This window comes from Helicobacter sp. 23-1044 (genome assembly GCF_053654695.1).
Genome location: NZ_JBSIUQ010000002.1, coordinates 1 through 26495, shown reverse-complemented (window position 1 = coordinate 26495; position 26495 = coordinate 1). Strand labels below are relative to the sequence as shown.

Sequence of the window (26495 nt, the reverse complement as noted above, 5' to 3'; positions counted from 1 at the left end):
TTACGCCGCCTTTTGAAACGCAGAATCTACATTTTGTGGATTTATTTTAGATTCTGCGAAGTGGAGATTTTCGCAGAATCTAGCGTAGATTCTGCGATTTTTGGAAGAGATGAAGATTATTTGGACGAAATTATATTCTGCCCCCCCCCCCCTATTTGCGATAAAATCAAAAATGCTTTGGATGATAAAATCTAACTCATCTTTGCCAAGCGCGGGATAAACGCCTATCCAAAAACTATCCTTGCTGATTTTATTTGTATTTTTCAAATCGCCAATAACGCGGTAATCCACCCCTTCTTTTAGCGCATCAAACGCAGGATGAAGTAGCATATTCCCGCCAAAAAGATTGCGCGTTTGGATATTTCTGCCCTCTAAAAATTCCGTAATTTCATTACGAGAAAACTTCGCACCATCCCTCAAAGTCAGCATAAATCCAAACCAACTTGGAGTGGCACTCTGCTCTACTTTTGGCAAGTGGAAAATCTCGCTTAGAGATTGCAGATTCTGCGATAGGTATGCGTGATTTTCCCTTCTCTTTGCGACAAATAAATCCAACTTTTGGAGTTGCGCTACACCGATTGCCGCTTGCATTTCAGTCGCCTTTAAGTTGTAACCAAAATGCGAATAAATATATTTATGGTCATATCCAAATGGCAGTTTGCCTTGCATCTGCGAAAATCTCGCACCGCAAGTATTATCTTTGCCACCCTCACACCAGCAGTCTCGCCCCCAATCTCTAATGCTTAGGGCGATTTTTTTAAGCAAGGGATTATTTGTATAAACCGCCCCGCCCTCGCCCATTGTGATATGATGCGCAGGATAAAAACTAGAAGTGCCAATATCGCCAAAACTTCCCGTCATTTTCCCATCAAACTTCGCACCCAGCGCATCGCAATTATCCTCAATCAACCAAAGATTATGCTTATCGCAAAAATCTTTAATCGCTTTTAAATTAAAAGGATTTCCCAAAGTGTGCGCGATAAAAATCGCCTTTGTTTTAGGTGACAGCGCAGAATCTAGCGTATCCACGCAAATATTCCCACTCTCCAACTCCACATCCAAAAACACAGGCACAGCACCAAACTGCACAATCGGCGCAATTGTCGTGGGAAATCCCGCTGCCAGCGATATAACCTCATCGCCTCTTTTTATCGCCCTATCTTTTAGCAAAGGCGAAGTTAGCGTGGAGAATGCCAGCAAATTCGCACTTGAACCAGAATTCACAAGCAAGGCGAAATTCACCCCCAAATATTTTGCGAGTGCCATCTCAAACTCTCGCGCATACCTACTTGCCGTAAGCCAAAAGTCTAATGCAGAATCTACCAAATTCACCATTTCTTTTTCGTCAAACACTCGCCCAGCGTAATTTATGCGATTTCCAGCGATAAATTTACCATCGTTTTTGTGCGCCAAATGGTAATATTCTGCGACTTTTCGCAGAATCTCTTGCTTTAATTGCTTCATTTTGCCCCCTTAAATTTTTGTAAAATTATATAGAAATTTTATTCCAATGCAAATTCTTTAAATTTATCGCCCCTATCGGCATAAGATTTGAATTGGTCTAAACTCGCACACGCTGGGCTTAAAAGGCAGATTTGATTTTGCGTGTCGTTAAATTCGCGCTTGATTTTTGCAACGGCATTTTGCAAATCGCCACAAACCTCGCATTTTAGGCACGATTCATCGCATAGCTCTTTGATATGATTTTCACACGCGCCGATTGCAAAGACTTTGGTGCGGTATCGTTGCAAAGTTTTCGCTAACGGCGCAAGACTCACGCCCTTATTATCGCCTCCCAAAATTAGAAAAATAAATTTATCAGCGTAGATTTTCAACGCTTCAAGCGCTGCCGAAATATTCGTAGCCTTGCTGTCATCGACAAAAACGCGCCCTTTTGCGTCCAAAAATTCCTCCACTTTATGCGCGTCAATCTTAAAACTATTCATCAAATCATAGTCGATTTTGCCCGTGAATAGCGATAAAATCGCAAGTGAGAGAATGCTATCCAACAAAAACGCGCCCTTAAAATGCACTCTATTTGCTTCAATCCCAAAGAGATTCGCCAAAGATTCGGCACTATCATAAAGATAGAGTTTGCCCTTAAATGCCTTTGCTTGGGGCGATTTCGCGTAAATTTGTGGGATAATCGCGCTTGAATCCGCACCCATCATCGTTAGCGGTTTTAGCTTGGAGGCGACATAAGATTCAAAGTCCCCGTGCCACGAAATATGGTCAGGCGCGATAGGCAAAAGCGCGTAAATATCGGGCTTTGAGAGATTTGTATAGTGGAGCATAAATGAGCTAGTTTCTAGCGCCCAAAGGGGCGCGTTGCAGTCCATTTCGCAAAGCGGAGTGCCGATATTGCCCCCGCTTTGCGCCCCAAAATCACGCAAAAGCAAAGCGCACATTTGCGTAGTGGTGGTTTTGCCGTTTGTCCCGCTAATCCACACGCTTTTTGGCATTGTGGGCGCGAAAAAATCGTATTCGCTGATGAGATTTGGGGCGTTTTTCGCGAGAGCGTGAAATGGCGGTATGCCCGGGGAGATAATTGATAGCGTAGATTCGCGCTCATTTGGCGATAGATTCGCAATCTCACCGCTTGGCAAAAGTCGATTCCCAAACGAATCGTGCGAAATTTTCTCAAATTTATCATCATAAATATCGCAAAGAACGCCCCTTTGCGCCAAAAATTTGCTTAAAGAGCGCATTATTTTGCCATATCCCAAAAGATTCACACGCCTAAAATCCCTATAAAAAGCCAAAATCTTATCCACGCGAATCTCCCAAAAATCTAGCGGATTTTCAAACTCAAAAGCGCGAGTAGATTGCTTAATAACGCGATTATCCAAAAGCGAATGATGATTTTATTTTCGCTCCACCCTTTGACTTCAAAGTGATGATGGATGGGCGACATTAGAAAAATGCGCTTTTTACGCACTTTGTAGCTCCCCACTTGCAAAATCACGCTCAAAGTCTCCACTACAAAAATAAAGCAAGTAAAAATTAGCAAAATCTCATTATTTGTCACAATCCCCATATATGCGATAAATCCGCCGATTGCCAAGCTCCCGCTATCGCCCATAAACACCTGCGCAGGGTAGCAGTTATACCACAAAAAGCCAAAGAGTGCGCCCAAAAGTGCCGATGAGACGATGAAAAGCTCCCCTGCGCCGATGATTTTTGGCAAGAACAAATACGAGCTAAAAACGGCATTACCCGCTAGCCACACAAAAATACTCAAAGTCGTAATGGCAAAAATGCTAGGCATAGTGGCAAGTCCGTCCAATCCATCTGTGATATTTACCGCGTTACTCGTGCTTACAAGCACCACAGCCCAAAAAACTATCGCAAAATAGCCCATATCAAAGATTGGATTTTTGAGAAATGGCACATATAAATGCGTGTTATGATTTGCCAAAAATAAAATTAGCGCAAGGGCTAGTGACAAAAGCAAAAGTGCGACAAACTTCGCGCGTGAGGTTAATCCCGCGTTGCTTTTTTGGGTGATTTTGGTGTAGTCATCTTTCATACCGACTATGCAAAAAAGTCCCATTGTGAAAATGCCAAGCGCGACATAAACATTCACAAAATCCGCACAAAGCAAAGTTACAAAAATACTCACGCCGACAAATACCACACCGCCCATCGTGGGGGTATTTGCTTTTATTTTGTGAATGGGGAGTGCGTTTGAGATGGGCTGAGAAGCGCACTTCAACTTCGCCCACGCAATAAACTTTGGATACAAAATGACACACAGCAAAAACGCCACGATAAAGGCAATCCCAGCGCGAAATGAGAGATATTGAAAAATATTTATGCCAAAAACGGCGTAGAGTTGATAAAGCATTGTAACCCTTAAAGTGATTTGTAATAAAATTTAGAGCATAATTATAACTAAAATTTTAAGGATTAAAAATGCAAAAAAAAGTAGTTTTGGTAATCACAGATGGCATAGGATACAACGAATCTACCGAGTGGAACGCCTTTGCAAACGCAAAAAAACCCACTTATGATTGGCTCTTTGCAAATGCGCCATACTCTATGCTATGCTCTTTTGGCGAGGAAATCGGGCTACCACAGGGACAAATGGGCAATAGCGAAGTGGGGCATATGTGTATGGGCGCGGGGCGGGTGCTGTATCAGGATTTGGTGAAAATCACACGCGCATTAGATTCAGGCGAACTCGCGCAAAATGCGACATTATTAGACTTTGCCAAAGATTTGAGCGTGGTGCATTTGTGCGGATTAGCAAGTGATGGCGGGGTGCATTCGCATATTTCGCATTTGCTAGGATTAGCGCAAATCTTAGAGGCGATGGGCAAAAAAGTGTGGATTCACGCAATCACCGATGGGCGCGACATTCCGCCACTCTCTGCACCAAAATTTATAGAGCAGATTTTGAGTGCCGAATCAGAGCGTGTGAAACTTGCCACAATCTGTGGGCGATTCTACGCAATGGATAGGGATAATCGCTGGGAGCGCGTAAAAGTGGCTTATGAGACTATTGCAAATGGCGCAAATGGCACAAATCTAACGCCGTTGCAATATATTGATTCGCAATTCAAACAAAACATAACGGACGAATTTATAAACCCCGCTAGTTTTGGCGAGTTTGGCGGGATTAAAAATGGCGAGGGCTTTATATTTAGCAATTTTCGTAGCGATAGGGCGAGGGAGATTATCCGCGCTTTGGGTGAATCTAATTTTAGCGAGTTTGAGCGGACAAAAAAGGACATAAAAATCCTTTGTATGTGCGAATATGACGCGAAATTCCCCTATCCCGTGCTTTTCCCAAAAGAAAATGTAAATGAAACTTTGGCGCAAATCATTAGTGAGAATAATCTCACGCAATCCCACATCGCAGAGACGGAGAAATACGCACACGTAACATTCTTTTTCAATGGTGGGCGCGAGGAAGCGTTGCGTGGCGAAAAACGCGAACTAATCCCATCGCCAAAGGTTAAAACATATGATTTACAGCCAGAAATGAGCGCGGAGGCGGTGTGTGATGCGGTATTAGCCGCGATGAAAAATAAAAGCGATTTTATCGTGGTAAATTTTGCAAATGGCGATATGGTGGGGCATACGGGCAATTATGAAGCGTGTATAAAGGCTGTGGAGGCGGTGGATATGGAGCTAGGGCGTATTTTGGAGTGCGCAAAGTGCGAGGATTACGCGGTGATTATCACAAGCGACCACGGGAATTGCGAAAAAATGAAAGATGAAAATGGCAAAATTCTCACAAATCACACGGTGGGATTCGTGTGGTGCTTTGTGGTGGATAGTAGCGTGGAGCGCGTGAAAGACGGCGGACTTAACAATGTCGCACCAAGTGTGTTGAAGTTGATGGGATTGGAAGCCCCGAAAGCTATGTCGGAGCCGCTATTTTAGGCTTTGCGTTTTGGTAATTTGTGTTTTGGATAATTATTTGAATTGTTTAAATTTTTTTAGATTCTGCGTTTTTTGTAATTGAGAGATTCTGCGATTTTAATATAGATTCTGCAATTTTATGCGAGATTCTGCAATTTTCACACGATTCGCAGAATCTAAAATAATCCGTCATTGCGAGGCACGAAGTGCCGAAGCAATCCACAAATTTTTGCGATAGCAAAAATGATAAAAATCAATCGTGCGAAGCACCCAAAACTCGCCCGCTTCGTGGTGCAAAAAATCGGGAGCAAACGAGCAGTAGTGCGAGTGCCGATTTTTTGCTAGAAGCGGATAAGCGAGGCACTCCCCTAAAAGCGAAAAAGCGGCTGCTTTTTGGGAACACAATTTAAATGAAGTCGGGGGGAGCGGGAGCGGGGTGCAGCCCTTTTGCGAAAAAGAAACTAGCGAATTTAATCCAAAAAACGGCGAAAATATCGCAGATTCTGCGAATGAAACGAAAATCGCAGAATCTCGCATAAAAACGCAGAATCTGTTTTGCTTCGTCATTGCGAGGCACGAAGTGCCGAAGCAATCCAAAAAAATAATAATATGGATTGCCACGAAGTCGCCACAAGTGCGACTTCTCGCAATGACAAAAAAAAGCAGAAAATCGCAGAATCTAACAAACAAAACGGCGAAAATATCGCAGATTCTGCGTTTCAAACAAAAATTACAGAATCTCGCAATGACGGATTTTACGCTAGATTCTGCGAATCAAACACAATTCGCAGAATCTCGCCTTAAACTCGCAGAATCTCTTTTAATTTTTGAGATATTTCGACTTTTTCAAAGTCTCAATATGACAATTTAAGATTTTCGCAGAATCCCCAAAATTTTCGCAGAATCTAAATAGAGATTCCGCTTCGCGCTTCACTCAAAATAACAAAATAAAATCGCAGAATCTCCGCTAGATTCTGCGTTTAGCACCTATTTTACAATCTTTCCATCAATCTTTTGATAATTGTATGGTTTGCTATTTTTGTCAAACTCTAATGCGCTTTTTGGTGGATTGCCGTTGATTTCGGCGTGCTCATAGTAGCGAGTTCCAGCTTTTTTGCCATTGACATCGACTTTATAGCGAATATCGCCCGGATTTAGCTTTTGAATCTCTTCAAATGTCGCCTCGCTTGGTTTATAAGCGATATTGTATTGTTTTGCGATGAGTGCAAGTTGAGTTTGCCCTTGACGCGCCATTTCGACTGCTTGAAGTAGCATTCTACTAGCTTCGCGTGGATTGTGGAAACCTGTTGAGTTTTCCGCACCCACGAAGTCGCCTCTCATTTGTCCTCTTCTATGCAATTCAAGCACATCTTTCAAAATCGCATTGATTTGCTCATCGTTTTTGCCTTGTTTGCCTAACTCATCTCGGATTTTCTTAATATCCCAAATTAGGCTAACTGTCGCATATTCTGCACTTCGCAAGTCAAACGCCACAGACTTTTGAATATCGCTAATCTGCGCTTTTAGGTATTCCTCGCTTTGATTGTGGCAAGTTTTACACGCGCTATTTACATCAAACAAAGGCGAAGTTATATTGTGCTGTGTAACCTTTTTTGCGCCTTTGCGAATGTAAGGCATATGGCAATCCGCGCACGATACGCCATTTGCAGCGTGGATACTTCCGCTATACATTTCGTATTCGGGGTGCTGGATTTTTAGCATAGGTGCTTTGGTGATTTTGTGCGACCAATCGAATTTAAACGCCTTGCCACCCTCCAAATTGCGAACTTTGTCGTAGTGAGTGTCAAACATTTCAATTCTAAATGGTTTGCCTTTTTCCCACGCGCTCCAAGGATAGATTAGCTCCAATCCTGCGACTTCGATTTCGGTAGGTTTGTTGCCATCTCTCCACGAATCAAACTCATCGTAGGTTTTTTGAGTGCCATTCCACCATTTTTTGCTTGAATCTTGTGCGATTGATTCGCCCATAACTTTGACTTTTGTCCCTGTGGGTTTGAAATAATACTCTACGTGGCATTGTGCGCACACTAGCGTTCTCATCTCATTTCTATCTGCCTTTACGCCTTGCACTGCGTCTTTTTCATAGCCACGAAGCACGAGTGAGTTTATCAACGCTTGACGGCTGATTCGCAAAGTCATATCGCTAGGATTGTGGCAATCTGCGCAGGTTACGCCCATTCTCTTGCCTCCGTGTGGTCCGCTGTGCTCAACGCTATTTTCAGCTATGCCATTTACCGCTGGGATAGTTTTAATCATAGTCCAATATTTTGTCGAGTTAAACGCCACCCAATCGCCCTTTGCGGTATTTTTGAGAAGCCAAGGCGACCATCCGCTATGGCAGTTCATACACGCCGTAGGCTGTCCGCCAAATCCCGCAAATCCGTGCGCGTTTAAGAAGTCTTTGTTATTTCGCGCTGTATCCATTTGGTCAACTTGAATCCAAAAGTGCCCCCGCTCTTCGTTTGCGTCAATGCTAAATGGATATCCCGCCCAAAGTTGCGTTAGCTGCGGATAGCGAATGAGTTTGCTATACGCTAGATTCCCGCCAAATGTCGTATCTTTTGGCTTTTCTTTTTCGACAATCAAATACATATCCAAATAATCTGGATAGTTTTTGCCCCAAAAGTCAAATGTGGGATTATCATCGCTAATCTCTACAACGCCTTTTTGCGCCACCGCCAATTCCTCCGCCTTTTTCCCGCCAATGCTAGAAGCTAGCATTACCAACGCCACACCGATAATCACCGCAATCACCAGCACCGCTGGTAAAGTGTAAGATTTTTTCATCTTTATTCTCCCTTAATTTTAGAAATTTCTCAAATGCCCAACATTCTTGTGGCACGAAACACAACTAAGCGCATTGTCATAATTATGGACTTTTGCCGTAGTCGGATTCACGACATTACTTGCCAAAGACGCGTGGCAGCGGATACAATTATCCTGAACCACGACTTTTGTCTTTTTAGTAGGCGTGAAATGTGTCGGCAAGTCCTTCAAAGTGAAGGCATAAGCGTGATTAAAGCCACTTTGGGCTTTCATACTCCATTTTGCAACAAAGCCTTCAGGGATATGACAATCACTACACGAAGCGCGGTTTTTGTGGCTACCAACGCTCCAATCCTTATAAACCTCATTCATCACATGGCAGTTATTACACGCACTCGAATCATCGCTAAAATACGAAAATCCGTCTCCATACCAAAATGTGAATGCTCCCGCACCAAAGACAAATCCGATGGCGATAATAACCGCAAGTGTGAGAATGGGACTTTTGTCATTATGATTTTTCAAAAACTCCCCCTAATTTTTAAAAAATTTGCAAAAATGCGGGGCGATTTTAGCACACTTTGAAAACAAAAAATTTGACTTAAATCAAAAAAATGAAGATTTTATTAAGAAATTTTATTTAGATTCTGCGAATCGACAAAAAATCTAGTGAATCCCCCTCCCGTGCGGAGGGGGATTAAGGGGGTGGGTAAAATTTTTATCCAAATTCGCCGAATCTATCCGCAAAATCCACTATAATTTCAAACACAAAATATTTCAAAAGGATAGAAAATGAGAAGCGACATTATTAAAAAAGGATACTTGCGCGCGGGTAATCGTGCCTTGCTAAGAGCGTGTGGCGTTAGTGAAAGCGACTTTGAGAAGCCATTTATCGGCGTTGCAAATAGCTATATTGACATAATCCCGGGGCATTTTTTCTTAAATGAATACGGCAAAATAGTAAAAGATGAAATCCGCAAAAATGGCTGTGTGCCCTTTGAATTTAACACAATCGGCGTTGATGATGGCATAGCGATGGGGCATAGCGGTATGCTCTACTCGCTCCCAAGTCGCGAGATAATCGCCGATAGCATTGAGACGATGATGAATGCCCACGCGCTTGATGCGATGATTTGCCTACCAAACTGCGATAAAATCGTGCCCGGTATGCTTATGGGCGCGCTTCGTGTGAATGTGCCGACAATCTTTGTAAGTGGCGGACCGATGAAATCAGGCAAGTTAGATTCAGGGCGAGCAATCAATCTAAACTCCGTATTTGAGGCGGTTGGCGAATATGCAAGTGGCAAAATCAAAGACACCGAACTTTATGAAATCGAGTGCAAGGCGTGTCCTAGCGGGGGTAGTTGTAGCGGTATGTTTACTGCAAACTCGATGAATACGCTGTGTGAAGCGATGGGCATCGCATTAAGTGGCAATGGGACGATTTTAGCACTCACAAAAGAGCGCGAAGAGCTCTTACGCAAGGCGGCACGGCGGATTTGCGAAATCGCGCTAGATTCTGCGAAGTGCGAAGCATTTAAGATTCGCAATATTATAAACGAAAATGCCATCCATAACGCATTTGTCGTGGATATGGCGATGGGCGGGAGCACAAATACGATTTTGCATATCCTTGCCATCGCAAGGGAGGCGGGGGTGAAATTTGACTTGCGAAATATTAACGAAATCACTTCAAAAGTCGCGCACATCGCTAAAATCGCCCCTGCGATAGAGACGATTCACATAGAAGATATACATCGCGCAGGTGGCGTGAATGCCGTGATGAGCGAAGTGGCAAGGCGGGGCGATATTTTACGCACGCACGCACTTACAATCACAGGCGAGACTTTGGGTGAGCGCATAAAGGGCGCGGAGATTTTAGATACAAGCATAATCCACCGCAACGAAAATGCCTACTCGCAGGTGGGCGGACTAAAAATAATGTTTGGCAACTTGGCAACGCAAGGCGCGGTGCTAAAAGTCGCCGCCATCGCAGAATCTATGAAAGAGTTCGAAGGCAAAGCGGTGGTTTTCAACTCGCAAGATGAAGCGATAAAGGGCATTTCAGGGGGTAAAGTAAAGGCGGGGGATGTCGTAGTTTTGCGCTATGAAGGACCAAAGGGCGGACCGGGTATGCAAGAAATGCTCTCCCCCACAAGTCTAATTATGGGAATGGGACTTGGCGAATCTGTCGCACTCATCACCGATGGGCGATTTAGCGGGGCGACACGGGGCGCGTGTATCGGGCATATAAGTCCCGAAGCGGCGGAGGGCGGACTAATCGCGCTTGTGGAGGATGGCGATAAGATTCGCATATCTGTGGCAAATGGGAGCGTGGATTTGCTAATAGATTCTGCAATCATTGAAGCGCGAAAAAAGGCGTGGAAGCCGATTCAAAAGGTGATAGATTCAAGGTGGTTAAGACGATATGCAAAGATGGTTAGCAACGCTGCAAATGGCGCAGTGCTAGATTTAGATGGACTTGGAAAGTGAGAGATTTTTGGGATTTATTTTTTAGATTTTGCGTTAGTAGAATTGTGGTAATCTAAATCACAGAATTTAGCGTGTTTGTTTTTTTTGTCATATTGAGACTTTGTAAAAGTCGAAATATCTCAAAAAATAGAGATTTTTCGCTTCGCTCAAAATGACAAAAAATTCACAGAATCTGCCACTTTATTGCAAAATCCACGCATAGATTCTGCGAATCAATAAAAAATATTTGACTTAAAATATCAATAAATGGCAAAATCCAAAAATCGCGCTAGATTCTGCGAACCGCACTCAATTTCGCGCAGAATCTAGCACAATCTCACAAAAAGGACAAAAAATGAATGCAATCGAATTTAATTTCTACGCAACGCTCGTGTGTATGGTAATCGTGCTGATTTTGGGGCGATTTATCATTAGCAAAGTCAAAGCATTAAGCGATTATAATATCCCCGAACCTGTGGTGGGCGGGATTATCGCGGCGTTGCTGATTTTGTGCGTGTATAAATTTTTAGGGACGGAGTTGAAGTTTGATAACTCGCTAAAAGACCCGCTAATGCTTGCATTTTTCACATCTGTGGGGTTAAGTGCGGACTTTGCTTCGCTTAAAAAAGGGGGCAAGTTGCTAGGCGTGTTTCTCTTTTTTGTGTGCGGATTACTAATCTTGCAAAATGTCGTGGGCGTGGGAGCAGCCACCGCAATGGGCGTAAATCCGCTAATTGGCTTGCTTGGCGGCTCTATCACGATGACAGGCGGACACGGCACAGGCGCGGCGTGGGCGGATGTTTTCAAGGCAGCACCGCATAATTTTAGCGCGGCGACAGAAGTGGCGATGGCGTGTGCGACTTTTGGACTTGTGATGGGCGGACTAATCGGCGGTCCTGTGGCGCGATTTTTGGTAAAGCACTACAAACTCAAAACGCCCGGCAAAGAGCATAATAATGACGACCCGCACGGGTTTGAAGCCCCCACAAAAGAGCGACTAATCACAGCGGAGAGTTTTATTGAATCGCTTGCTTTGATTGCCATTTGTTTGCTTGTCGGCACACTTTTGAAGGGATTAGAAAAGTCCTACATTGCGGGGTTAAATCTACCGACTTTTGTTTATTGCCTATTTTGCGGGGTGGTGTTGCGAAATATTTTAAGTGCGCTAAAAATCCATCAGGTATTCGACCGCGAAGTTGCGGTGATTGGCAATGTGAGCTTGTCGCTATTCTTGGCGTTTGCGATGATGACGATAAATCTATGGGAGCTAGTCGCACTCGCACTGCCGATGCTTGTGATTTTAGGACTGCAAACGGCGATGATGATTGCGTGGGCGATATTTGTCACATTTAGATTCTGCGGGAGGGACTATGATGCGGCGGTTTTGGCGGCGGGGCACTGCGGATTTGGCTTGGGCGCGACACCAACGGCGATGGTAAATATGCAGACGGTCACTTCGCATTATGGACCTAGTCACATTGCATTTATCATCGTCCCGCTTGTTGGGGCGTTTTTCATCGATATCATTAACGCACTTGTGATTCAAGGGGCGCTAGGGGTGTTTTTTTAGATTCTGCGAATTTCTGCGCGAGATTCTGCGATTCGCAGAATCGTGGCAATTTATTATTTTTTTTGGATTTGCAAGTGTGGGTCGGTGCTTCGCACAGACGCTTCGTTGTTTTCGCTTCGCTCAAACTGCCTCGCAATGACGGAGTTTTTTTGAGATTCTTCGCTCGTTTCACTCGCGCAAGAATGACAAAGTTTGCGGGAGATTCTGCGAATAGATTCTGCGTTTTATGCGAAAATCGCAGAATCTACCACAAAAAAAGCACATAAAAAAGCACGAAAATCGCAGAATCTAATAGCTTTTAGATTTAAAAATACATTATTTATCACCCGTTTTAAGCGTTAAAAACACACAAAAATCAACCTTTGATATCGTATGATATTCGTTATCTAGCAGAATTTTTGCGCTGTTTGTATCGCTAAAATTTTTGCATTTTTTTATGTCGTATTCCATTTTATATGGGGATTTTAAATGCCAAAACGCGCTTTGATTCCACCCCCATCCCTCCGTCATCAGTATGGGAATAATCCTACTAGCGACTTTATGCCGCTCTACAAGCCTTTTTGCCACAGGCGCATAGCCTATATTGCCTTTGATAAAAACCATCGCTTTGTTAGAATCTAACCCCACTTTTAGCAAATCATTAAGCGCGAGATTTGCCCTAAATGCCATCCATTCTTGCTGTTTGGCTAGGGCATTTCCATAGGCGTTTGCAAAGGCGATGCAGATATATCCAAGCAATATTATGCAGATTTTGGAGAGAATTTTTAGTGCGGTGGATTTGGGTAATGTAAATGCGCTTAAAAGTAGCAACGCCACAAATGCGCCGATACCATTAAAAGAGCGTGGCACGAATAATGGCTTTACCAATACCAAATATAATCCATACGACAAGCACAAACAAACGATTAAAAATAGCATAGTAGCCAAAAAATACCACACACTTTTTTTATTTGCAAGTATAGCGATGATAAATACCACGCAAACAATGCACGAAAAAACAAAAAAGATTGACGCACTTTTCACAAAATCGCTATGTAATATTTGAAAATAATGAGTTAAATTTTTTATTAGTCCAATATGCAATTCTCTTAATGGCAACATAGAGCTACTTACATAATCATCAACTTCTCTCACCACAAAAACCTTGTAAATACCCGCAGAGACAATCAAAATCACAGCACTTAAAAGCAGAAATTTTACAGCTTCCTTGATGCTCATATCGCCACGCACAACGGCATTAAACGCGATAAATAACGCTAGTAATATATACACGCTATTTGCCCCCTGATACGAGCAAAGCATAAGCAAAAGACTCGCAACTCCAATAATGCAAAATGGCAAATTATGCCTTCTAAACACAAACGGCAAACACACACAAAAAACCGCAAAAGACATATTTAGCGCGTCAAACTTATAGCTCATATTTTCCAAAAAATACGGACTAAGCCCTAGTGGTAGCAATGCCATCATCCCAAAATAGCTAAATTTTTTCGCGCCATCCAAAATATACAAAATCATCATAGACGAAAGCACCATTAGCGCAATGCCAATCATCTGATAAATAGGCGAAATATCCACAATAGAGCCAATTCCTAGCGTTTGTGCCAAAAATGTCGCCATAAATCTAGAAAAATAATTCCAATCCGCTCCCCAAATACTGCGCCCCCAATCATCGATATAATAAACATCGCCCCGCAGTAGCGCAAATAGCGCGATAAAATATAGCAAAAATCCAAATATAAAAACGCCCTTAAAATTAGCTGTGGCGAGAAAATCTCGAATTTGCCCTTTGCACTGCGAGGTGTGCGAAAAAATATCGCAAACGCCATTAGCGATAAAATCGCAACATAATACTTCGCAATGCTTTTTATAAGCGGGTTAAAGCTGATTTTATATTCGACAACGCCGATAGATTCTGCGTTTTGCGTGAGTTTTGCCAAATCCTGCGTAGAATCTACCCAAATTCTAATGTTTTTCGTGCGGAGATTCTGCGTTTTGCCTGCGATTTCCGCACTCCAAGAAATTCGCAGAATCTCCACACTTGAAATGCGCTTTGAGCGAAGCAAGGGGGCGAATTTTGGCGCGTTTATGATGAAATGATATGAGAAAATTTCGCCATTTTTTGTGGCGTTTTTTAGCACTAAATCCGCTTTGAAAATCTCGCTCTTTGTGGATAAATTTAGCACAAATGCAAATGCGATACCCAAAAATGCGATGGCACTTAAAACGCAAAATATGACTTTTAGCGGAGATTTTATAAAAGAGGGATTTGACTTATAACCTTTGCGCCCCCCCCCCAAGCGTGTGTTAGTGGATTTTTCATTTTGTGTCCTTTTGAGATTTAAAAGCGCGAATTATAGCAAAAAATCGCGCTTGTGAAACTGAAATTATTTTGCTTTAAAGCGCAAAGTCGCCTATATGCTTTAAAAATCGCTTTATTGCTTTTAGATTCTGTAAATTTTGGATTTGCGAAATATCAAGCGAATCGCCAAAGACAAAAATCGCACAGAGCGCGATTAGTGGCGTTAGGATACAAATTAAGATGATTTTTTCAGCAATGCTCCCCGTGCGAAAACGCAAAAATTGTGGCAACAGCACGGCTTTTTTGCGCGAGAGCGGGAAAAAATAATGTGGGATTCCGCTAATTGTCAGCATATCGCCTATTTGGTGCAAAAAAATCCCATAACTTAGCGCAAAAAAGCAAGGTGTGATAATTTCGTGCGCCAAAATCGCGCCCACCACCACAAAAATCAGCGGAAAAATCAAAAAATGCGTAAATCCTCTATGTGAAAAACTAATGCTAAAAATCCGCGAGATGAGCGGAAACTTCCTGCCGATGAAACTTTTTGGCTCATCAATATCGGGGAGCAAAGAGCCTAGTAAGATTAGCGGAAGCAAAAGGGTTAAATAAAATTCTTTTGCGATGCCACATTTTTGGGCTAGTGGATAGGCGCAAACACCGCCAATTAGTCCTAGCGAAATGTGGCTTTTGGCTAGCAAAATATCGCCTTTGAATCGCCTAAATATCGTAAATTTATAGATTGCCACGATTTTGCTGTCGCAAAATCTCGCAATGACAAAATTTCACAGATTCTGCGATTTTGGTAGAGATTCGCAGAATCTATCGCAGAATCTCGCAATGACGGACAACCCACCCCCTTAATCCCCCTCCGCACGGGAGGGGGAGAATAAAAAAGCCCCTCCCCTTGCGGGAGGGGTTGGGGTGGGGTTAATCTCCGCAAGGGAGGGGGAGATTTTTGATTCGCGCATTTTGCGTTAGATTCGCGCCAAAATTTCACTAAAAGCACCTGATTTTTATCTCTTTTACAGATTCATCTTTGAAATTATCGATTGTGCGCTCAATCTCTGCCTCCGCGCCCACTTTTAAGTCCAAATCGCTAACGATGACTTTATAGTCGGGGTTTAGCGGGAATTTGTTTTTGACATAGAGATTGAAGTGGCATTTTTTTAGCGCGGTTTTGCCGACATTTTTTAGTGTGCCGTGCAAATAAAAGCTGTCGATATAAGTGAGCTTTTTTGAGCCACCATCGGCGAATGCAACTTTGTTGATAAAGTTATCCAAAATAAGAATATTAAAAAATGGTAGCGCGAAAAATAGCAAAACGCATAGCCCAAAAATCGCCCATTTTGCCCCGCCACGCAGTAAAAATCCAAGCATTAAAATGACGATAAAGGCAAAAAATAGCGCGATTCCTACAAAAAAATCCCAAAATCCTACTTGTGGTAGCTCAAATCCCACGATGAACGCCTTTTTTAGCGATTTTGTCGGCTGTTTTTTTCATCGATTCCACTTGTGCCAAATCGCCGTTTTAGCTCGTCCATCACGCGATTTGGCGATATGTCGCAATAGCTTAATCCCACTAGCAAGTGATAAATCAAATCTGCGGATTCGTAAATAACAGATTGCGCGGGAGTTTGGGGGAGGTTGCTATGTTTGTCATTTTGAGCCGTAGGCGAAAAATCTCTATTTTTTTGAGATTCTTCGCTTTGATCAGAATGACAAACATTGTCGCTTTGAATCGCTTTGGATTCGCGCGAATTTACCCGCCCCCTTTGTCCCCCTCCGCAAGGGAGGGGGAGAGTCTGGTTTTTATCCTCCGCAAGGGATGGACAATCATCTTGTTCCCCTCCCCTTGCGGGAGGGGTTAGGGGTGGGGTATTTTTTGATTCGCGCAAAAAATCCTTTATTGCAAAGCATACTTCGCCACTCTCTTCGATGATTTTTTTGCAAATCGCATTTTGTCCTTTGGCGTAAAGTTTCGCAGTGTAGGATTTATCGGGCGATTCAAACTTGCGCTCTTGCAAAGCGTGATAGAGATTATCGATGATATGATAGGGATTTTTTGGCGAATCTAACGCAACTTCGCGCAAATCCTGCGAATCTATTGCCAAATCCTCCAAATCCACTTTTTTAAAAAAACAGCTGACATTGCCCGTATGACAGGCGAATCCCTTTTGATTCACGCAAAACAAAATCGCATCATTATCGCAATCAATGTAAATTTCGCTAATTTTTTGCGTATTGCCACTCTCTTCGCCCTTTTGCCAAATGCGATTTTTGGAGCGTGAAAAATAATGCGCTATGCCCTTTTGTAGCGACAAGCGCAACGATTCGGCGTTGCTATATGCAAGCATTAGAACTTCTTTTGTGTGCGAATCTTGCGCGATTGTGGGGATTAGTGGCGATTTATTCCACGCGATTTTATCTAAAATTGCTTCGATTTTTGCGCTAGATTCGCGTTCAAAATCTGCTTTGCCATTCATAGATTTGCCCCCGCAGATTCGCCCATTTTACGCCCTTATCACGCCTTTATCGCAAATCTACTCGCCACTTGCTGCCGTGCTTCGCTGTTTGCTTTTAGAATCCACCCAAATATTTGGCACAGCACCGCCGGGCGTTAAAAATATCTGTGCGTTTGTATTTTCGCGCAGTGCTTCGTTAAACTTCGCTTGGGTTTCGATTTGGCGTAAGTTTAGTAGCTGATTTGTGAGACTTGCGCCGATTGCGCGGTTTGCCTTGCTTTGCGCTTGTGCTTCGATAGTGATGGCATCTGCCGCACCTTGCGCCTTTGTGCGATTGACATCTGCCTCCCCTTTTGCCAAAGTGACGGCTTTTTCTGCCTCCATTTTTGCTTGCTCGACTTCATAGCGTTTGCGCTCGGCTTCCTGCCTTGCGACTTGGACTTTTTCGATTTGCTCTCTTATATTTTGTGGCAAAACGATTTCACGCAACTGCACCGAATCAAGTCGCACGGGCTGATTTTTAAACTTCATAATTTCGGTTTCGATATTTGTGCTGATTAGATTTGCGATATCATTGCGCTTTACGGGCAATTCTTCCGCTGTGTAGCGTCCTATCACGCTTCGCACGACATCAAGCACAACAGGATTTATGATTTTTTGCTCCCACGATAAGCCATACTCGGCAATCGTTTGTGGCGCAGTGGTGGCGTTTAGCTGATATTGGACGGTTAGCTCGATTGATACGGTTAGCCCGCGACTATCCATTACGCTTATTGCATCATTGCGTAAAATGCCCTGCTCGCGGTTTATAGCGGCACTCTCCGTGCGTGAAAAGTCGATTTTCCTCACACGCGTATCGACAATGATGACATTTTGAATCCACGGGATAAAGAAATGCAGTCCCGCTTGAAGTGGCGTAAAGTCGTATTTTCCCGCAGTGGATTTAATCCCCACTTGCCCAGAGCTGACAATCACAAATGGCTTTGCGATGATAAAGATAAACACAAGCACAACCGCCACGATAATGCCTGTAAGCGTCTTGCCATTTGGCATATCGGGCATATTTATTTTGGGCGGTTTGAAAGAGTTGCCACCGCTTTTTTTGTTGTCGTCATCTTTGTTGTCGCCTCCGCCGTTATTGTTTGGCTTGTTATTATTAGCGTTTTTGCGCTTTAAATGTTCGTTTAAATCAATAGGCATAATTTCTCCTTTGTTTAGTCAATGTAAGTCAAAAAGTCCGCATACTTGGCATTTTTGCCTTGTGCGACTTCAAAAAATGCGTTTTGCAAGTCTTTTGTGATTTTGCCACGCTTACCACTGCCGATTTGCCTAAAATCTAACTCACGAATCGGCGTAATCTCCGCTGCCGTCCCTGTGAGAAATGCCTCATCAGCGATATAAAATTCATCACGCGTGATTCTGCGCTCAACGACTTTATAGCCCAAATCCTTTGCGATTCGCACTACCGAATCTTGCGTGATTGATTCTAATGAATTATCGTGTGGCGGGGTGATTAGCTCTCCATCTCTTACAATAAACACGCACTCACCTGTGCCCTCAGCTACGAATCCATTGTCATCTAACATTAATGCTTCATCAAAGCCACATTCAACCGCCTCAAACTTCGCCATTTGCGAGTTTAGGTAGTTTGCAGACGCCTTTGCTTTGCCCATCAGCGATTTGATAGAGTTTCGCACAAAAGAGCTAGTTTTCACGCGAATCCCATTTTCAATGCCCTCTTCGCCCAAATACGCGCCCCAATTCCACGCGGCAATCATCATATTTACAGGGCATTTTTTATGATAAATCCCCATAACGCCGTATCCCAAGTAAATCAGCGGACGAATATAGACATTGTCCTTAAAGCAATCTTTGTTTGCGCGAAGCACTTCAATATGCGCGTTTTTGGTGGTTTCAAAGCTGTATGGCGTATTTAGTAGCAAGATTTTTGCAGAATCTAGAAGCCGTTTTGTGTGGCAATCTAGCCTAAAAATCGCTAGTCCCTTATCTGTCCTATATGCTCTAACGCCCTCAAATGCGGCGTTTCCATAATGCAAACTATGTGTAAGCAAATGCGTGGTGGCTTTTTCCCACTCTAACAATTTGCCATCACTCCAAATAAATTTTGATTCTTCCATTTTTTACTCCGTTTTTAAAATTTTGCGATTTTAGCGAAATATGCCTTAATTGCCTATAATTTCTCTAACGCCCTTGCTATTTGGGGGCGATAAAAATCCATCTTTTTCTAGCGATTCGATGATACTTGCAGCCTTGTTGAATCCCACGCCAAGCCCCCTTTGCAGGTAGCTAATGGAGGTTTTGCCACTTTGCAAAATGATTTCTTTGGCGCGTTCTTTATAATCGCCCTCACTGCTTATTTGCGTAGGTTGTGGCGCACCGATAGGCTCTTTTTGCTCTAATGAGAAAAATTCATCGTATTGCACTTCTTGTTGCGCTTTTAAAAACTCTACAATGCGCTCAATTTCGCGCTCATCATTGTATGGCGCGTGTAGTCGCACGATATTATTTGTCTTTGAAAAAAGCAAATCGCCCCGTCCAAGCAATGCCTCCGCGCCCGTCTCATCTAAAATGACTTTTGAATCGATTTTAGAGCCCACGCGATAGCTGATTTTGGATGGCAAATTGCCTTTGATTAGCCCCGTTACGACATTCACCGTTGGGCGTTGAGTAGCGATTATTAGGTGAATCCCACTAGCACGGGCTTTTCCAGCTAGTGAAATCAAAAACTGCTCTGCCTCACGCCCTCCCATTATCATCAAATCCGCAAATTCATCGATGATTATGACAATATAGGGCAGTTTTTCTTCGCCATTTGCCTCTGCAACTTCATTGTAGCCTACAATCGTCTTAACCTTTGCCTTATCCATTAGCTCGTAGCGGCGATTCATCTCTTCAACCGCCTTGCTTAAAGCAATAATTGCCTTTTTTGGGTCGGTGATTATAGGCGTCAGCAAATGCGGAATGTCCTTGTAAAGCCCAAATTCAAGGAATTTTGGGTCAATCATAATAAATCGCAAATCCTTTGGCGTGTGGCGATAAAGTAGCGACAAAATCATCGCATTTATGCCGACACTTTTCCCACTGCCCGTAGTCCCAGCGATTAGCAAATGTGGCAACTTCGCCAAATCCTCAATCACAGGATTGCCAATCACATCTTTGCCAAGCGCAATGGGGAGATTTGCAGTTGCGTTGCGATATTCATCACTCTCAAAAATCTCACGCAGATAAATTGTCTGAATTTTATTATTTGGAATCTCAATGCCAACTACATCTTTGCCCGGTATCGGGGCTTGAATGCGAATGCTTGTCGCCTTTAATGCCATCGACAAGTCATCTTGCAGATTTTGAATGCGCGAAACCTTCACATTTGGCGCGGGGCGAAACTCAAAAGTCGTAACCACAGGACCGCTATAAGTGCGCACAATGTCGCCCTCAATCTTAAAAACGCGCAGTTTGTTGAAAAGATTTTGGACTTTTATGTCAATCTCGCTGTCATCAATGTCGATTTTTTGCGCGAGTGGCGGAGAAAGTAAATCTAGCGGTGGTAATTGAAATCCGTCTATTATCGCAGAATCTGCGTTCGATAAATCCGCAGAATCCGCCATTTTCGCAGAATATCGCGTGATTTGATTGTCATTCTGAGGGAGCGAAGCGACCGAAGAATCTCTTTGAGATACTTCGCTACGCTCAATATGACAATTTGGCGCAAAATCTACCGCAGATTCTGCGTTTGTAGCAAAGTCAAAGAAATCATCGCCAAACTCATCTTTTGCCTCAACTTCATCCGTTTGATTTTGCGCCATTTGCGTATTTTGAAATTCTCGCACCGCAGAATCTGCCGTGATTTTATTGTCATTTTGAGATTGCGTAGCAATCGAAAAATCTCTATTTTGTTGAGATATTTCGCTTCGCTCAATATGACAATTCGGCGTAGATTCTGCGTTTATTTCGGCAAAATTGCGCGAGATGACGCTATCTTGCAAGATGGGCGGGGTAAAATCAGTCGCTTCTTGCGTGAAATTCGCATTTTTCACAATGGCAATATTTGGCGCAGAATCTGCATTTGGTAAAATCGCAGAATCCGCCCCTTTCGCAGAATCTCGCACGAAAATCGCAGAATCTTTGGGGGTATTAAACCCACCCCCTAAATCCCCCTCCGCACGGGAGGGGGACATTTTGCGCGAATCTTCCGCAGTGGAGGGGGACATAGAGAAAGCCCCTCCCCTTGCGGGAGGGGTTTGGGGTGGGGTATTCTCCGCAAAGTAAAGGGAGGATTTTTCCGCAGAATCTACCGCAGATTCTGCGTTTATTTCAGTAAAATTTCGCGCTAGATTCTGCGAAATATTAAGATTCTGCGTTTCAGTAAAATTTTGCGCTAGATTCTGCGTTTCAGCAACATTTTGCGCCAAATCTCGCTCAAAATCCGCATTTGACTTAATTGGCGTGATTGATTTTATGTCGCCTAAATTTTGGCGCATTTTTGCGATTTTTAGTCGCTCTTCGAGTTTCTTTTGTGCGCGTGTTAGGGAGTTATTGATTTCATTCAACTCATCAATGTCCTCTGTGGCGTCAATGATATTATTATCGCCCAAAATATCATCGTAAAGTGCCTTAATCTTGGGAAATTCAATGTCGTAATTATCGATTTTATCGACAATCTCGATGCTGTGCGTCCGTCCATCATCGAAATTCTGCGTGTAGTCGGCATTTGGCGTGTAGATAATTTCATTATTGCTTTGCGCGAGGTTGCTAATGATATTTGGAGTGGCGTTTGGCGCGGTGGAGTGGGCGAATTTAAAATCGCTATTTTTTGGCGTAGATTCTGCGATTTTCACAGATTCTGCGAAATTGTCATTTTTTGGCGCAGATTCTGCGATTTTCACAGATTCTGCGAAATTTTGTGGTTCAGATTCTGCGATATGAAGGTTACTTAAATCGACTTTTGGCACGGGATTTTGCGTAGAATACAAAGTGCGAAGTGGCGTAGATTGCGAAGCAAAATCGTGTATTTTCGCAGAATCTATCGCATTTTCCCTCGCAGAATCTACGAAATTCGCAGAATCTTTGGGGGTATTAAACCCACCCCCTAAATCCCCCTCCGCAAGGGAGGGGGACATTTTGCGCGAATCCTCCGCAGGGGAGGGGGACATTTTGCGCGAATCCTCCGCAGGGGAGGGGGAATATTCAAGGTTTGGATTGCCACGATTTTGCAAAGCAGAATCTCGCAATGACGAATTGTTTGCAGATTCTGCGATTTGAGGTTTTTCGATTTGAGATTCTTGCGCAAAGTCTCGCTTTGGCAGTGGCACTCGCTTGGGAATTTCATTTATTTCCACTGCAAATTCGCTTTTAGATTCTGCACTAAAATCATTCGCAGAATCTAACGCAGAATCTGCCGATAAATTCCTGCTTTGGGGCGTTTGATTTTGCTCTATATATTCTTTCACATTTTCGATATTGTCCGCCAAATGCGCGCGTTTCGCCTCCGCCTCATCTGCAAACTCTCTCTCAATCAACTCATCATCGCTCAAATTCCGCAATCTCGCGCGTTCCTCATCCTCGCGCAGTCGCTTGATTATGGGACTATTTTCGTTTATTTTTTTATTCGCAGGTTTATTCGCAGGACGGAAAGTCTCTTGCTCGCGTGCTTCGGGACTTTCAATGCTTTGTTTTATTAGTTTTATTCGCTCTTCTAATTCCATTTCATATTTTCCAAAATTGATAAAAAATTATCGCGAATTATAGCATATAATTTTTTTTATGTTAAAATTATCGTTTTTTGGAGGGATTTTATGGAATGCGTGAGTTTGGAAGAGTTTTTGAAAAATAAAGGCAAGTTTAGCACCGCGACAATCGTAAAGCAGGGCGATGATGAAGTTTGCATTGCGCTAAATAATGAGGATGATTTACTTGCATTAGTTATCCCCAAATTCGCCCAATCTCCCGCAAAGTCCGCAGAATCTACCCCAAAAAAACCCGCGGATAAAAAATAATGCACGGCAGAATCGTTCAATATTCCCACTCCACAGGCGTGGGCATCATCATAAATAATCACAAAAAGTTATTTGATTTCAAACTCATAAATTGGCACGATAAAACGCGAATCCCTGAGATAAATCTACTCGTTGAATTCAAATGCGATGAGGATAATTTAAGCGTGCTGTCGGTGAAAAGTAGCAATTATCAAGAGTTTGGCAAAGATAGCATTATAAAAGAGGCGGATTTTTGGAAAACGCTCACCGATGATGAGTTAGAGCGCGTGGAACTTGGCGTGTTTGAGGACTTAATCGCCAAAGTTTGCAAAGAGACAAATTATGAAAATTTAAGCGAAATCAAACCAAGCATTTCGATTGAGAACTTTTTAGAATACCACTTCGAGGCGGAAAATCATATCATCCAAATCGCGCTAAAACTCCCCACAGGCGGATATGAGCTATTGGACTATCGCATTTTGACGCGATTTTTAATGCGGACTTTGGACTCGCTAATCTACACCGAAAAGCGCATCACAAAGGACACTTTTTCGCAGTATTTGGAGATTTACAGCAAATTGCAATATTTTGTGACGCCATTTTATAAAGCAAGTCAAGATTCTGCGAAAATCTACGCCGAAGTGTTTTTAAATCAACAGCTTTATTTCACCGCCGCAAAGCGAAAGTTGCTTAACACAAAGGATGACTTATTGCGCGTGGAAAGTCGATTGCGGATGAGTAGAAGTCAGATTTTAAGCAATGAGCAGAAGTTATCAAACGCACAAAATAAACAGCAAAACGAAGTGCGAGAGCGATTAGAAAAATTAAGGGCGCAGTTTGCCGAGCTTGGCGAGGAAAAAGTGAGATTGACGAAGCTAAAAGAAAAATTAAGCGAAATGATTGACGCCTTTCAAACGCGCTATGAGGCGAACTTCGCAAAGCAGTTTAACGCAAAAAAAGAGCAGATTTTTGAGCAAATCAAACTCGCCCTAAACACCACAATCACTTCGCTAGACAACAAAATGTGGGATTTGGCGATGAAAAGCGAGCCGATTAAAAATCACTATTTTAAGTTAGATACGAATTATTCCTTTTGCATTTTGGCGTTTGTGTTGCAATATCTAAAAATGCTCGATAGCGCGAAGCTAAATGATAATGATAGGATTTTGCACTCATATATCATCCGCTACCGCGAGCGGCGAAGCAAAAATATTTTAATCATCTCAAATAATGATAGAATTAAAAATAAACTTAAAATCAAGCTTTTCAGCGCATATAAGGACTTTTCCATCACCGCTATTGAGAAAAAAATGGAGTATGAAATCATCATCGCAAATCAGCACTTTGACTTTGTGATAATCGATGATGAGTTAGAGGACGGCAATGCGATGGAAATGATACTCTTTGGCAAAAGCAAAAAGCACAACAAAAACGCAAAGTTTGTTATGTATAAAATTCCAAAAATTATTTAGCAGAGGTGGTAAATGCAGAGGTGGCAAATAAAAGTTTGGTTTGAAATTTTTATGCTTATCTTTATGCTCGCCCCCCCCCCGATAATCGCTGAGGAATTGCGAAGTATTTGCACTGCAGACTCGCGGTGTGAAATCAAAGATTCCAAATCTCTTATCACAAATCACGGCACTTTCACTTTAAAAGGGGTAGAATCCTACGAATACGGCATTTACATCCAAGCAATTATCGATGATTTCACAAACTACGGCAGCATTATTACCTACAATCAATCCCAGCAAATCGGCACATATTCCTTCTCCATCCAAGACGGGCAAACCATCAAAAATCTCACAAACTACGGCACAATCTCTGGTGGCATAAGTTTCTCAAACTCAAATGGCAAAACGATGACGATAAATAACTACGGCACTATGGGCGGAGTAAGTGCGACAAGCAACGCCACAATCATCGTAAATAACTACGGAACGATAAATCTGCTTGAAGGCAAATATCACTTTAAAAGCGTCAATCTCACAATACAAAATTATGCAATAAAAATCACGGAAGATTCTGCGAAATTTAACGCATTTAGCGGGACTTCAAATGGCACAAACGGCAAAATCGACAATTCGCATTTGGTGCTAGAAAATGGCAGTGTTAAATTTGCCGAAAATGGAAAGTTGATTTTGGACTTTGGAGGGGATTTTGAGTTTGGCGCGGGATATTTGTTTGAAAAATTAGTCGTTGATACAAGTGGCACAAATAAGCTGCCTGTGGATATTTCGCGCCTAACTGCGAAAGATGATATTTTTGAAATCGCACAAAGTGGGAAGCATTTTATCGTCACTCCAAAACCGCAAAATAGCGCAGTTGCGCGACTTTACAGCGCAAATATCCGCACGATGAATAATTTTTCGATGATGACTAGCGCGATGATTTTCCCACGAAAATTTGGCAAATCGCAGAATCTCGCGCAAACTCCGCAAAATTCACAAAGCCCGCAAAAACGCACGATTCGCAGAATCAAACGCACTTCGCAATTAGATTCTGCGAATTCTCCGTCATTGCGAGAATCTGCGTTAGCAGATTCGTGGCAATCCACAAATGCAAACGAATACGCAAATCTCAAACAAAACGAAACATTTTTCTACAAAAACGCAGAATCTAACGCACAACTCGCCCAATCCACCGCAAACGCCCCGCGCGGAAGTATTTTGGATGAGAAATCGGGGTTGCGTAGGCGCGAGCGAGGAAATAGAACTAGTGGTTCATTGACGAAGCGAGTGCCAAGTCTCCCCGATTTATCGCCAAAAGACACCGCGCGAAACTACCACTTCATTTTCACGCCCTTCATCAATCACAACTCTTTCGCACAGGCAGGAAACTATGCATTAAGCGGATTTGATTATGGTTTCATCACCGCATTTAGCGTGACACTCGCAGAATCTCATTCGTTAGGCGCACACTTCGCCCTAACTTACGGCACATTACGCGACAAGCACGATAAAGATTTGGCAGTCAAAAATCTAAATTTATTCGGCGGACTGCATTATAAAATCGACTTGCCTTTTGCGCTATTTTTAAAGGCACGCTGGGATTTCTACCACTTTTCAAACGACTTAAAAACGCAATTTTTGGATAGCGTAAAACCGCAAAATTTGGGATTTGGCGCAAATTTAACTTTTGGCAAAACCTTTGATTTTCGCACAGGCGGGGCGCTTTCAATCGAAGCAGGATTTGACTACAAAGCACTAAAATCGCAACAAATCAAAGCAGATTCTGCGATTTACCAAAACGCGCTTTTTAACCTAATCTACGGCGATTTGGGGATTTCGTATGCGAATTATTTTGGCGGATTTGGAGTGAATTTTGGCGTAGGCGCGAAGTTCAATCTCGCCCCAAAACTCGCCAAAAGCAAGGTTTTAGTGCGGAGTCAAAACTTCGATTTTGCCATTGATAGCGACAAAATTTTAGGTTACGCAAACGCGGGAATTTCGTATCTTTTGGAGGCGCAAAACTTCGATATGGAGTTTGGAGTGCAGTATTTTGGGGGATTTGGCGACAGGGGAATCTCAAACGGCGGCGGA

25 protein-coding genes are annotated in these 26495 nt (G+C 42.9%); 9 read left to right on the top strand and 16 right to left on the bottom strand.

The features are described from left to right. The 3 genes from rfbH to mraY are packed head-to-tail and all read right to left on the bottom strand — an operon-like array spanning position 1 to position 3847. Entirely contained in the window at positions 1-1464 is a 1464-nt protein-coding gene (gene rfbH / locus ACWIUD_RS02585) for a lipopolysaccharide biosynthesis protein RfbH (RefSeq protein ID WP_454146428.1), read from the bottom strand. A gap of 38 nt (positions 1465-1502) precedes the next feature. Further along, positions 1503-2849 (bottom strand): UDP-N-acetylmuramoyl-L-alanine--D-glutamate ligase, encoded by a 1347-nt coding sequence (murD, locus tag ACWIUD_RS02580; protein WP_454146426.1) that lies wholly within the window; start codon positions 2847-2849, stop codon positions 1503-1505. After that, entirely contained in the window at positions 2792-3847 is a 1056-nt protein-coding gene (gene mraY / locus ACWIUD_RS02575) for a phospho-N-acetylmuramoyl-pentapeptide-transferase (protein WP_454146424.1), read from the bottom strand. Before mraY ends, murD begins: the two co-directional genes overlap by 58 nt. Before the next feature lie 68 nt (positions 3848-3915). On the opposite strand from mraY, the gene gpmI reads away from it, so the two are divergent. After that, positions 3916-5391: a 2,3-bisphosphoglycerate-independent phosphoglycerate mutase gene (gene gpmI / locus ACWIUD_RS02570; protein WP_454146422.1), complete on the top strand. Its 1476-nt coding sequence runs from the start codon at positions 3916-3918 to the stop codon at positions 5389-5391. Between the two features lie 46 nt (positions 5392-5437). On the opposite strand, the gene ACWIUD_RS02565 is transcribed toward gpmI, so the two are convergent. Beyond that, positions 5438-5593: a hypothetical protein gene (locus tag ACWIUD_RS02565; protein ID WP_454146420.1), complete on the bottom strand. Its 156-nt coding sequence runs from the start codon at positions 5591-5593 to the stop codon at positions 5438-5440. Between ACWIUD_RS02565 and ACWIUD_RS02560 the strand changes: the two genes are divergently transcribed. Both ACWIUD_RS02560 and ACWIUD_RS02555 read left to right on the top strand, forming a co-directional pair. Continuing rightward, positions 5577-5780, top strand: coding sequence for a hypothetical protein (locus tag ACWIUD_RS02560; protein ID WP_454146418.1), 204 nt, complete (start codon positions 5577-5579; stop codon positions 5778-5780). The two genes, ACWIUD_RS02565 and ACWIUD_RS02560, sit on opposite strands and share 17 nt — an antisense overlap. Positions 5781-5806: 26 nt before the next feature. After that, positions 5807-6241, top strand: a complete 435-nt coding sequence (locus tag ACWIUD_RS02555; RefSeq protein ID WP_454146416.1) for a hypothetical protein — start codon at positions 5807-5809, stop codon at positions 6239-6241. Between the two features lie 116 nt (positions 6242-6357). Here the strand turns inward: ACWIUD_RS02555 and ACWIUD_RS02550 are convergent, their stop codons facing one another. Beyond that, positions 6358-8178, bottom strand: a complete 1821-nt coding sequence (locus ACWIUD_RS02550) for an ammonia-forming cytochrome c nitrite reductase subunit c552 (RefSeq protein ID WP_454146414.1) — start codon at positions 8176-8178, stop codon at positions 6358-6360. An 18-nt stretch (positions 8179-8196) separates the two neighbouring features. Beyond that, complete coding sequence (gene nrfH / locus ACWIUD_RS02545) at positions 8197-8682, bottom strand: cytochrome c nitrite reductase small subunit (RefSeq protein WP_454146412.1); 486 nt, start codon at positions 8680-8682, stop codon at positions 8197-8199. A gap of 267 nt (positions 8683-8949) precedes the next feature. Between nrfH and ilvD the strand changes: the two genes are divergently transcribed. Further along, positions 8950-10650: a dihydroxy-acid dehydratase gene (ilvD, locus tag ACWIUD_RS02540; RefSeq protein WP_454146410.1), complete on the top strand. Its 1701-nt coding sequence runs from the start codon at positions 8950-8952 to the stop codon at positions 10648-10650. Positions 10651-10984: 334 nt separating this feature from the next. Beyond that, positions 10985-12199: a sodium/glutamate symporter gene (gene gltS, locus ACWIUD_RS02535; RefSeq protein WP_454146408.1), complete on the top strand. Its 1215-nt coding sequence runs from the start codon at positions 10985-10987 to the stop codon at positions 12197-12199. Here the strand turns inward: gltS and ACWIUD_RS02530 are convergent. After that, positions 12156-12371, bottom strand: a complete 216-nt coding sequence (locus ACWIUD_RS02530) for a hypothetical protein (RefSeq protein ID WP_454146406.1) — start codon at positions 12369-12371, stop codon at positions 12156-12158. The genes gltS and ACWIUD_RS02530 overlap by 44 nt on opposite strands. 20 nt (positions 12372-12391) lie before the next feature. Here ACWIUD_RS02530 and ACWIUD_RS02525 point away from each other — a divergent pair, with 20 nt between their 5' ends. Continuing rightward, complete coding sequence (locus ACWIUD_RS02525) at positions 12392-12541, top strand: hypothetical protein (protein WP_454146404.1); 150 nt, start codon at positions 12392-12394, stop codon at positions 12539-12541. On the opposite strand, the gene ACWIUD_RS02520 is transcribed toward ACWIUD_RS02525, so the two are convergent. From ACWIUD_RS02520 to ACWIUD_RS02480, 9 genes are all read right to left on the bottom strand, one after another. Further along, positions 12515-13855, bottom strand: coding sequence for a glucosyltransferase domain-containing protein (locus tag ACWIUD_RS02520; protein WP_454146835.1), 1341 nt, complete (start codon positions 13853-13855; stop codon positions 12515-12517). The genes ACWIUD_RS02525 and ACWIUD_RS02520 overlap by 27 nt on opposite strands. After that, the gene (locus ACWIUD_RS02515; RefSeq protein ID WP_454146402.1) at positions 13792-14499 is read right to left on the bottom strand and encodes a hypothetical protein; all 708 of its coding nucleotides are present in this window, start codon (positions 14497-14499) and stop codon (positions 13792-13794) included. The genes ACWIUD_RS02520 and ACWIUD_RS02515 overlap by 64 nt, the downstream gene beginning before the upstream one ends. 97 nt (positions 14500-14596) lie before the next feature. Continuing rightward, entirely contained in the window at positions 14597-15247 is a 651-nt protein-coding gene (locus ACWIUD_RS02510; RefSeq protein WP_454146400.1) for a metal-dependent hydrolase, read from the bottom strand. Continuing rightward, positions 15193-15498 (bottom strand): hypothetical protein, encoded by a 306-nt coding sequence (locus ACWIUD_RS02505; protein ID WP_454146398.1) that lies wholly within the window; start codon positions 15496-15498, stop codon positions 15193-15195. The genes ACWIUD_RS02510 and ACWIUD_RS02505 overlap by 55 nt, the downstream gene beginning before the upstream one ends. Then, positions 15498-15959 (bottom strand): DUF2393 family protein, encoded by a 462-nt coding sequence (locus ACWIUD_RS02500; protein ID WP_454146396.1) that lies wholly within the window; start codon positions 15957-15959, stop codon positions 15498-15500. Before ACWIUD_RS02500 ends, ACWIUD_RS02505 begins: the two co-directional genes overlap by 1 nt. A 14-nt stretch (positions 15960-15973) precedes the next feature. After that, on the bottom strand, positions 15974-16984 hold the full coding sequence (gene hisIE, locus ACWIUD_RS02495) for a bifunctional phosphoribosyl-AMP cyclohydrolase/phosphoribosyl-ATP diphosphatase HisIE (RefSeq protein ID WP_454146394.1): 1011 nt from the start codon (positions 16982-16984) through the stop codon (positions 15974-15976). Positions 16985-17041: 57 nt separating this feature from the next. After that, positions 17042-18163, bottom strand: coding sequence for an SPFH domain-containing protein (locus ACWIUD_RS02490; protein WP_454146392.1), 1122 nt, complete (start codon positions 18161-18163; stop codon positions 17042-17044). A gap of 14 nt (positions 18164-18177) precedes the next feature. Beyond that, a complete protein-coding gene (locus ACWIUD_RS02485; RefSeq protein ID WP_454146390.1) occupies positions 18178-19101 on the bottom strand; it encodes a branched-chain amino acid transaminase in 924 nt (307 codons plus the stop codon). A 45-nt stretch (positions 19102-19146) separates the two neighbouring features. Then, a complete protein-coding gene (locus ACWIUD_RS02480; protein WP_454146388.1) occupies positions 19147-22686 on the bottom strand; it encodes a DNA translocase FtsK in 3540 nt (1179 codons plus the stop codon). A gap of 90 nt (positions 22687-22776) precedes the next feature. Here ACWIUD_RS02480 and ACWIUD_RS02475 point away from each other — a divergent pair, with 90 nt between their 5' ends. From ACWIUD_RS02475 to ACWIUD_RS02465, 3 genes are all read left to right on the top strand, one after another. Next, the gene (locus ACWIUD_RS02475) at positions 22777-22977 is read left to right on the top strand and encodes a hypothetical protein (protein WP_454146386.1); all 201 of its coding nucleotides are present in this window, start codon (positions 22777-22779) and stop codon (positions 22975-22977) included. After that, positions 22977-24428, top strand: coding sequence for a hypothetical protein (locus tag ACWIUD_RS02470; RefSeq protein ID WP_454146384.1), 1452 nt, complete (start codon positions 22977-22979; stop codon positions 24426-24428). Before ACWIUD_RS02475 ends, ACWIUD_RS02470 begins: the two co-directional genes overlap by 1 nt. A 12-nt stretch (positions 24429-24440) precedes the next feature. Next, positions 24441-26495, top strand: a 2055-nt coding sequence (locus ACWIUD_RS02465) for a hypothetical protein (protein ID WP_454146382.1), incomplete at its 3' end; no start/stop codon positions are given.

What these genes read in the sequence shown, in the direction of transcription:
- ACWIUD_RS02550 (WP_454146414.1), bottom strand. Translation starts at nt 8,178, where the DNA reads ATGAAAAAATCTTACACTTTACCAGCGGTGCTGGTGATTGCGGTGATT.
- ilvD (WP_454146410.1), top strand. Translation starts at nt 8,950, where the DNA reads ATGAGAAGCGACATTATTAAAAAAGGATACTTGCGCGCGGGTAATCGT.
- mraY (WP_454146424.1), bottom strand. Translation starts at nt 3,847, where the DNA reads ATGCTTTATCAACTCTACGCCGTTTTTGGCATAAATATTTTTCAATAT.
- hisIE (WP_454146394.1), bottom strand. Translation starts at nt 16,984, where the DNA reads ATGAATGGCAAAGCAGATTTTGAACGCGAATCTAGCGCAAAAATCGAA.
- ACWIUD_RS02480 (WP_454146388.1), bottom strand. Translation starts at nt 22,686, where the DNA reads ATGGAATTAGAAGAGCGAATAAAACTAATAAAACAAAGCATTGAAAGT.
- rfbH (WP_454146428.1), bottom strand. Translation starts at nt 1,464, where the DNA reads ATGAAGCAATTAAAGCAAGAGATTCTGCGAAAAGTCGCAGAATATTAC.
- ACWIUD_RS02475 (WP_454146386.1), top strand. Translation starts at nt 22,777, where the DNA reads ATGGAATGCGTGAGTTTGGAAGAGTTTTTGAAAAATAAAGGCAAGTTT.
- ACWIUD_RS02490 (WP_454146392.1), bottom strand. Translation starts at nt 18,163, where the DNA reads ATGCCTATTGATTTAAACGAACATTTAAAGCGCAAAAACGCTAATAAT.
- gltS (WP_454146408.1), top strand. Translation starts at nt 10,985, where the DNA reads ATGAATGCAATCGAATTTAATTTCTACGCAACGCTCGTGTGTATGGTA.
- ACWIUD_RS02485 (WP_454146390.1), bottom strand. Translation starts at nt 19,101, where the DNA reads ATGGAAGAATCAAAATTTATTTGGAGTGATGGCAAATTGTTAGAGTGG.
- gpmI (WP_454146422.1), top strand. Translation starts at nt 3,916, where the DNA reads ATGCAAAAAAAAGTAGTTTTGGTAATCACAGATGGCATAGGATACAAC.
- ACWIUD_RS02470 (WP_454146384.1), top strand. Translation starts at nt 22,977, where the DNA reads ATGCACGGCAGAATCGTTCAATATTCCCACTCCACAGGCGTGGGCATC.